The organism is Capnocytophaga sp. oral taxon 329 str. F0087 (genome assembly GCF_000213295.2).
GTDB lineage: Bacteria > Bacteroidota > Bacteroidia > Flavobacteriales > Flavobacteriaceae > Capnocytophaga > Capnocytophaga leadbetteri_A.
In genome coordinates, this window is the sequence record NZ_KN390068.1 from 1 (window position 1) to 5,632 (window position 5,632).

The following is a 5,632-nucleotide window of genomic DNA, read 5'->3' on the forward strand; positions in this document are numbered from 1 at the left end:
TATTGCAAAAGTAGTAAATAATCAGCAATTAGCAATCTTATTACTACAAAAAAATCATTTTAATTGATAATATAACTTGTACCATCTTTACCGTCTTTTAGCTGTATGCCGAGAGGCAAAAGCGCATCGCGTATTTTATCAGATAGTGCCCAATCTTTATTAGCACGGGCTTCCATTCGCATATCGATAAGCAACTGTAGTACCCCATCTAATTTGTCGTTATTATCTGCTGCCAATTGTTCTGCCTGCAAACCTAAAACATCAAAAACAAAAGCATTCATCAGCGTTTTCAACTCATTAAGCTCCTCTACAGATATTTTTTCTTCTCCGTTTTTCAATTGGAATACCCATTTGACAGCTTCGAAGAGATGTGCAATAAGAATAGGCGAATTGAAGTCATCTAAAAGAGCCTCATAGCATTTTTGTTTCCACTCTGCTATAGGTAGGGCGGTAGGATGTGTAACTTCAGTAGTCAGCTCATTTAGTATTTTCATCGCTTCCATAAGTCTGGTAAAGCCTTTTTCGGCAGCAAGCATCGCCTCGTTAGAGATATCAAGCACACTGCGATAATGTGCCTGCATAAAGCAAAAACGTATCACTGCTGGGGCAAAAGGTTTCTCGAAGAAAGTGTTATTGCCCGTAATGAGCTGCATCGGAAGTATATAGTTACCTGTCGATTTACTCATACGTTGCCCATTCATTGTCAGCATATTAGCGTGCATCCAATAACGTACGGGACTTTCACCGTGCCCTGCCTTACCTTGTGCTATCTCGCATTCGTGGTGTGGGAACTTCAAGTCCATTCCGCCTCCGTGTATATCGAACTGATTACCGAGATATTTGGTGCTCATCACGGTACATTCGAGGTGCCAACCAGGGAAGCCATCGCCCCAAGGAGAAGCCCAACGCATTATATGAGCGGGAGACGCTTTTTTCCACAGTGCAAAATCTTGTGGATTGCGCTTCTCTCCTTGACCGTCTAAATCGCGGGTATTAGCAAAAAGTTCTTCTATATTTCTGCGTGAAAGCTCGCCATAATTTAAGCCACGCTTATTGTATTCTAACACATCAAAGTAGACAGACCCATTGCTTTCGTAGGCAAAACCGTCTTTCAGCAGCTTTTCGGTAAGCTGTATCTGCTCTAAAATATGCCCTGTAGCGGTAGGCTCGATAGTAGGTGGCAAGAGGTTGAAAATTTCTAATACTTTATGAAAATCAACCGTATACTTCTGTACTATCTCCATAGGTTCGAGCTTCTCTAAGCGCGATTGCTTCACGAAGCGGTCGTTATTTACATCGCCATCATCAGTTAGGTGACCTGCATCGGTAATGTTGCGCACATAACGTACCTTGTAACCTAAAAACTTAAGGGCACGATAAATAAAGTCAAACGACATAAAGGTACGCACATTACCCAAGTGTACATTACTATACACGGTAGGGCCGCACACGTACATACCCACATTATTTTCGTGCAAAGGTACAAAGACCTCTTTTTCTCCTGTTAAGGAATTAAATATTTTTAATTGATGTTTCATTGCTATTATATTATTTGCTATTTTTTCCATTTACTAATTCGCTAATCTTATAGCGCTCTTCATTATTCTTGGTCTTCAGAATAATCTCACCCAAAAAACCTGCAATAAAAAACTGAGTGCCGATAAGCATTGTGGTTAGCGCCAAATAAAACTGAGGGCGGTCGGCTATGAGCCTTCCGTTAGGGTTGATAAACAGTTTATCAATACCCAAATAAGCTGAAAATAGAAACCCTATAAAAAACATCAGCACCCCTAATGCCCCAAAAAAGTGCATAGGTCGCTTGCCAAAATGCGACAAAAAGCTAATGGTAATAAGATCTAAAAAACCATTGATAAATCGGCTCATACCAAACTTTGTAACTCCGTATTTGCGCGCTTGATGCTGCACCACTTTCTCTGTAATACGATTGAAGCCCGCATTCTTTGCCAATACCGGTATATAGCGGTGCATTTCGCCCGATACCTCTACATTTTTTATCACCTCTTTCTTGTAGGCTTTCAGTCCGCAATTGAAGTCGTGTAGGGTAAGTCCAGAAGTTTTTCGCGCTGCCCAATTAAATAACTTTGAAGGAAGATTCTTTGCAAGCACCGAATCGTAGCGCTTCTTCTTCCAACCTGACACCAAGTCATAATTATCCTTAGTTATCATCTCGTACAAGGCAGGAATTTCATCAGGGCTATCTTGTAGGTCAGCGTCCATTGTAATGACCACCTCGCCTTCTGCAGCCTTAAAACCTGCGTGTAGGGCTTGTGATTTGCCATAATTGCGCAAAAAGCGAATACCTCGTACCTGTGCATCTTTTTCAGCCAACTGCATAATCACTCGCCAAGAACCATCGGTACTACCATCATCAACAAAGATAATTTCATACGAAAATCTATTGAGCGTCAGCACCTTAGTAAGCCATTGATAAAGCTCTGCCAATGACTCTTCTTCATTGAGAAGTGGTATTACTATTGATATTTGCATAGGGCGATATTCCGTTTAGCTGTTAATAAAGGGCAAAGATAGTAATTTTTTTATTATCTTCAGAAGATATTTACCTCAAATTCTAACGCAACACCAAATTTTTCAAATACTTGGTCTTTCACATAATGCGCTACGGCTAATATTTCTTTACCTGTAGCCTTTCCGTAATTGACTAATACTAATGCTTGCTGGGTATGTACGCCCGCATCGCCTACTCGATGACCTTTCAGTCCACAAGTATCAATAAGCCAACCGGCAGGCACTTTTACATTAAAGTCGTCTACTTTATATGAGGGTATTTGCGGATACAGCTGCTGTAGTTCTATATACTTCTCCTTTGGCAATATGGGATTTTTGAAGAAACTTCCACAGTTGCCTAACTCTGCCGGATTAGGCAATTTACGCTGCCTGATAGCTATCACTACTTCTGAAAGTTGCTGAGGGGTAGGAGTGGTTATGTGTCGCTCGCGTAGCACTTCCTCTATAGCTCCGTATTGTGTGTGTAGCAAATGGTTGCGCTTAGTAAGTTTGAAAGTAACCGCCGTGATGATATAATGACCTTTCTCCTCACCTTTGAAAATAGACTCGCGATAGCCAAAACAACAATCAGCATTGCTAAAGACGCGTTTTTGTAGGGTGCGCACATCTATCGCCTCGCAGCTGGTCATTACATCTTTAATCTCGACCCCATACGCCCCTATGTTCTGCACGGGAGTAGTACCGACATTGCCATAGATAAGAGAGAGGTTTTCAAGTCCGCCATAACCTTTGCTTAAGGTATATTGGACAAACTGATGCCAATTTTCGCCCGCAGCCGCCTTAATCAACACATAATCATCTGTTTCCTCTTGCACTTCTATCCCTTTGAGTAGGATATGCAGCACAGGCTGAGAGATTTTTTGAGTAATAAGCATATTACTGCCTCCGCCCAAAACAAACGGATTAGGATACATATGCAGCGCCTCGATAAGAGCCTGTTCAGAATGAATATCGAGCAAGACATCGGCTTCTGCCTCAACGTTGAATGTATTAGGTATCAACATAATAAAAAAGATTAAATGTGAATGCTGTAAGGAGTTTCTAATTTTGCCCCAAATCAGACCCGGCTATTTTAATAAAATAAGCGTAATTAGTTCATTATCAAACTAATTACGCCTTTCTTGTAGCGAAGACGGGAGGGTCTTCCAGAATACTAAAAGCCGTAACTATCTAATTATCAAGCCTTTCTTTTTTATGAAAGGTATATAAATATTACATATAAGTCCCAAAATAGTCCCAGACCACAAGGGTACTATATATAATAATAATTATTTTATTTTTTTACGTATATTAATAGTAATAATATTTATATGATTTATGTGCAGTAGGGTAAGTTACTGATTTACAGGGTGATTTTTGCACACAAACTGCACATAAATTCATTTCTGCACATAAATTATTTATGTGCAAGCTGCAAATTAGTCTTCAATAGGCTTGAAAATCTCATCAAAATACTTTTGGGTATCATCTAAGGTTTGTTCTAAGCTCTCAGTTTTACTTTGCTTATCATCTAATGTATCATCACTAAATGGCAGAGTAAATATCGACACATCAACGCCAAGTTCTTTGTATTTCAGCATTCCGAGTTTATCCAATTTTGCGTTTACCCCTGCGAGCAATTCATATATTTGCTCCATAAGTTCCCTATCGGTTAGCTGCCGATGGTTTCTAATTTTATTATTAGCTGCAAATTCTTCTTTCATTGTTTTATTTCTTTATTTTCTCCTCCATCAGCTGTATTATTTTATCTTTCAGCCCTGAGCTTTCTTGTGTCAATCGTTGGTTTTCTTATTTTCTCTCCACCAAGCTATTTTTATATGCTGAATTTCATCTTCATAATCTGAAGGAAAAATATTATAATATATTTTACTCCCGTTTAATACTTTTCCATCTGTTTTCACAAATAAAATATAGCTTTGTGCTCCTATTTGTGTTCTATCACTATTGAATGTCATAATAGATATAACACTGCCCCTTATAATTCCTTTGCAAAAAAAATTCTTTGTTTCCCCAAGAAGAGGTTTGGTTATAATTATTGTTCCTTTTATTTCTTGTCCAACTTGTTTTAAATAAATAGTAGATTTATCTATACCATCATCTTCATACCAAGTTCCTGCTACTATATATCCACTATAACTAATCTTCTTTAAAAAAGGAATTAATTTTTCACCCCATAATGATTTGAAAAACCATAATAAAAATGCTGTGACAATACCTGAAATAATTCCTAAAAATAAATTATAAAACATAACTACTTATTCAATATTTCCAAGTTATTATCCCCAAAAATAAGCTTCATTACTTGCTCCTTTTTGTCCTTTTTAAGTTCAATCTGCAATACCGCTTTTACCTCATCATCGCTATTGTTATATTCTCTATTAGGATAAGTAATAATATCTTTTACATCTACCCCCAGAAAAATAGCAATTTGCAATAAACGTTCTATAGATAATTCTCTCCTACCTTTCTCAATAAGGCTATAACTACCCTGTTCTATGCCTAAATGTTCCGCTACATTTTGTTGTGTAAACCCTTTATCTGTACGGATTTTTAGAATATTCTTTAATATTTGTTCTTGTGTTATCATAAGGCGTAAAATTAAACAATTAATAATCAATAACATATATTCTATCCGAAATAAATTATTACAAAATGATATATTTTTTATTGCATATTGAAATATTATTTATATATTTGCCCCCGAAATAGTAACCCAAAGTAGTATTCCTAAAAAGGCTGCCAAAAGAGAGTTCAAAATACGCACCTTATTTAAGCGACAAATATACGAACTATTTCCGAGATTTAAAACAGAAACCCAAAAAAAAGAACGTTATGTACACAGAAAGAAAAACAGAAAACCAAAAACGCATCGCCATAACAGAATGGCTCGAAGCACATCTTAGTCAGTTTGAAAACAAAAAAAACAACTTTTTAGAGATGCGCAATGCTCTCTTCAAAGCCATAAACTATAAGGTAAGCACACAATACCTTAAAACGCTTTTTGAAGAAGTAGCCCAACAGCAAGGGTATAATGTTAGCTTTGAAACAGAAACAATCAAAGCCGAAAGACGGAATATAACTGTTT

At 37.4% G+C, this 5,632-nt stretch carries 7 protein-coding genes; 1 reads left to right on the forward strand and 6 read right to left on the reverse strand.

Going from position 1 to position 5,632, the window contains the following annotated elements; genetic code table 11:
• Nucleotides 1-59: 59 nt before the first annotated feature.
• The 6 genes from cysS to HMPREF9074_RS11095 all read right to left on the reverse strand — a co-directional run bounded on the left by cysS (nucleotide 60) and on the right by HMPREF9074_RS11095 (nucleotide 5,134).
• Nucleotides 60-1,538, reverse strand: a complete 1,479-nt coding sequence (cysS, locus tag HMPREF9074_RS11070; RefSeq protein ID WP_034540840.1) for a cysteine--tRNA ligase — start codon at nucleotides 1,536-1,538, stop codon at nucleotides 60-62.
• 10 nt (nucleotides 1,539-1,548) lie between these two features.
• Nucleotides 1,549-2,508, reverse strand: coding sequence for a glycosyltransferase family 2 protein (locus tag HMPREF9074_RS11075; RefSeq protein ID WP_009390712.1), 960 nt, complete (start codon nucleotides 2,506-2,508; stop codon nucleotides 1,549-1,551).
• Nucleotides 2,509-2,567: 59 nt separating this feature from the next.
• Nucleotides 2,568-3,551, reverse strand: coding sequence for a UDP-N-acetylmuramate dehydrogenase (gene murB / locus HMPREF9074_RS11080; RefSeq protein WP_009390713.1), 984 nt, complete (start codon nucleotides 3,549-3,551; stop codon nucleotides 2,568-2,570).
• A gap of 414 nt (nucleotides 3,552-3,965) precedes the next feature.
• A complete protein-coding gene (locus HMPREF9074_RS11085; protein WP_009390715.1) occupies nucleotides 3,966-4,250 on the reverse strand; it encodes a hypothetical protein in 285 nt (94 codons plus the stop codon).
• Between the two features lie 69 nt (nucleotides 4,251-4,319).
• Nucleotides 4,320-4,796, reverse strand: coding sequence for a hypothetical protein (locus tag HMPREF9074_RS11090; protein ID WP_009390716.1), 477 nt, complete (start codon nucleotides 4,794-4,796; stop codon nucleotides 4,320-4,322).
• Between the two features lie 2 nt (nucleotides 4,797-4,798).
• On the reverse strand, nucleotides 4,799-5,134 hold the full coding sequence (locus HMPREF9074_RS11095) for a helix-turn-helix domain-containing protein (protein ID WP_009390717.1): 336 nt from the start codon (nucleotides 5,132-5,134) through the stop codon (nucleotides 4,799-4,801).
• Nucleotides 5,135-5,379: 245 nt separating this feature from the next.
• Between HMPREF9074_RS11095 and HMPREF9074_RS11100 the strand changes: the two genes are divergently transcribed.
• Nucleotides 5,380-5,632: hypothetical protein (locus HMPREF9074_RS11100; RefSeq protein ID WP_034540838.1), on the forward strand; the 253-nt coding region annotated here is incomplete at its 3' end.

Bases quoted from the DNA above. Each gene is read 5' to 3' on its own strand.
- HMPREF9074_RS11090 (WP_009390716.1), bottom strand. From the start codon at position 4,796: ATGTTTTATAATTTATTTTTAGGAATTATTTCAGGTATTGTCACAGCA.
- HMPREF9074_RS11095 (WP_009390717.1), bottom strand. From the start codon at position 5,134: ATGATAACACAAGAACAAATATTAAAGAATATTCTAAAAATCCGTACA.
- cysS (WP_034540840.1), bottom strand. From the start codon at position 1,538: ATGAAACATCAATTAAAAATATTTAATTCCTTAACAGGAGAAAAAGAG.
- HMPREF9074_RS11085 (WP_009390715.1), bottom strand. From the start codon at position 4,250: ATGAAAGAAGAATTTGCAGCTAATAATAAAATTAGAAACCATCGGCAG.
- HMPREF9074_RS11075 (WP_009390712.1), bottom strand. From the start codon at position 2,508: ATGCAAATATCAATAGTAATACCACTTCTCAATGAAGAAGAGTCATTG.
- murB (WP_009390713.1), bottom strand. From the start codon at position 3,551: ATGTTGATACCTAATACATTCAACGTTGAGGCAGAAGCCGATGTCTTG.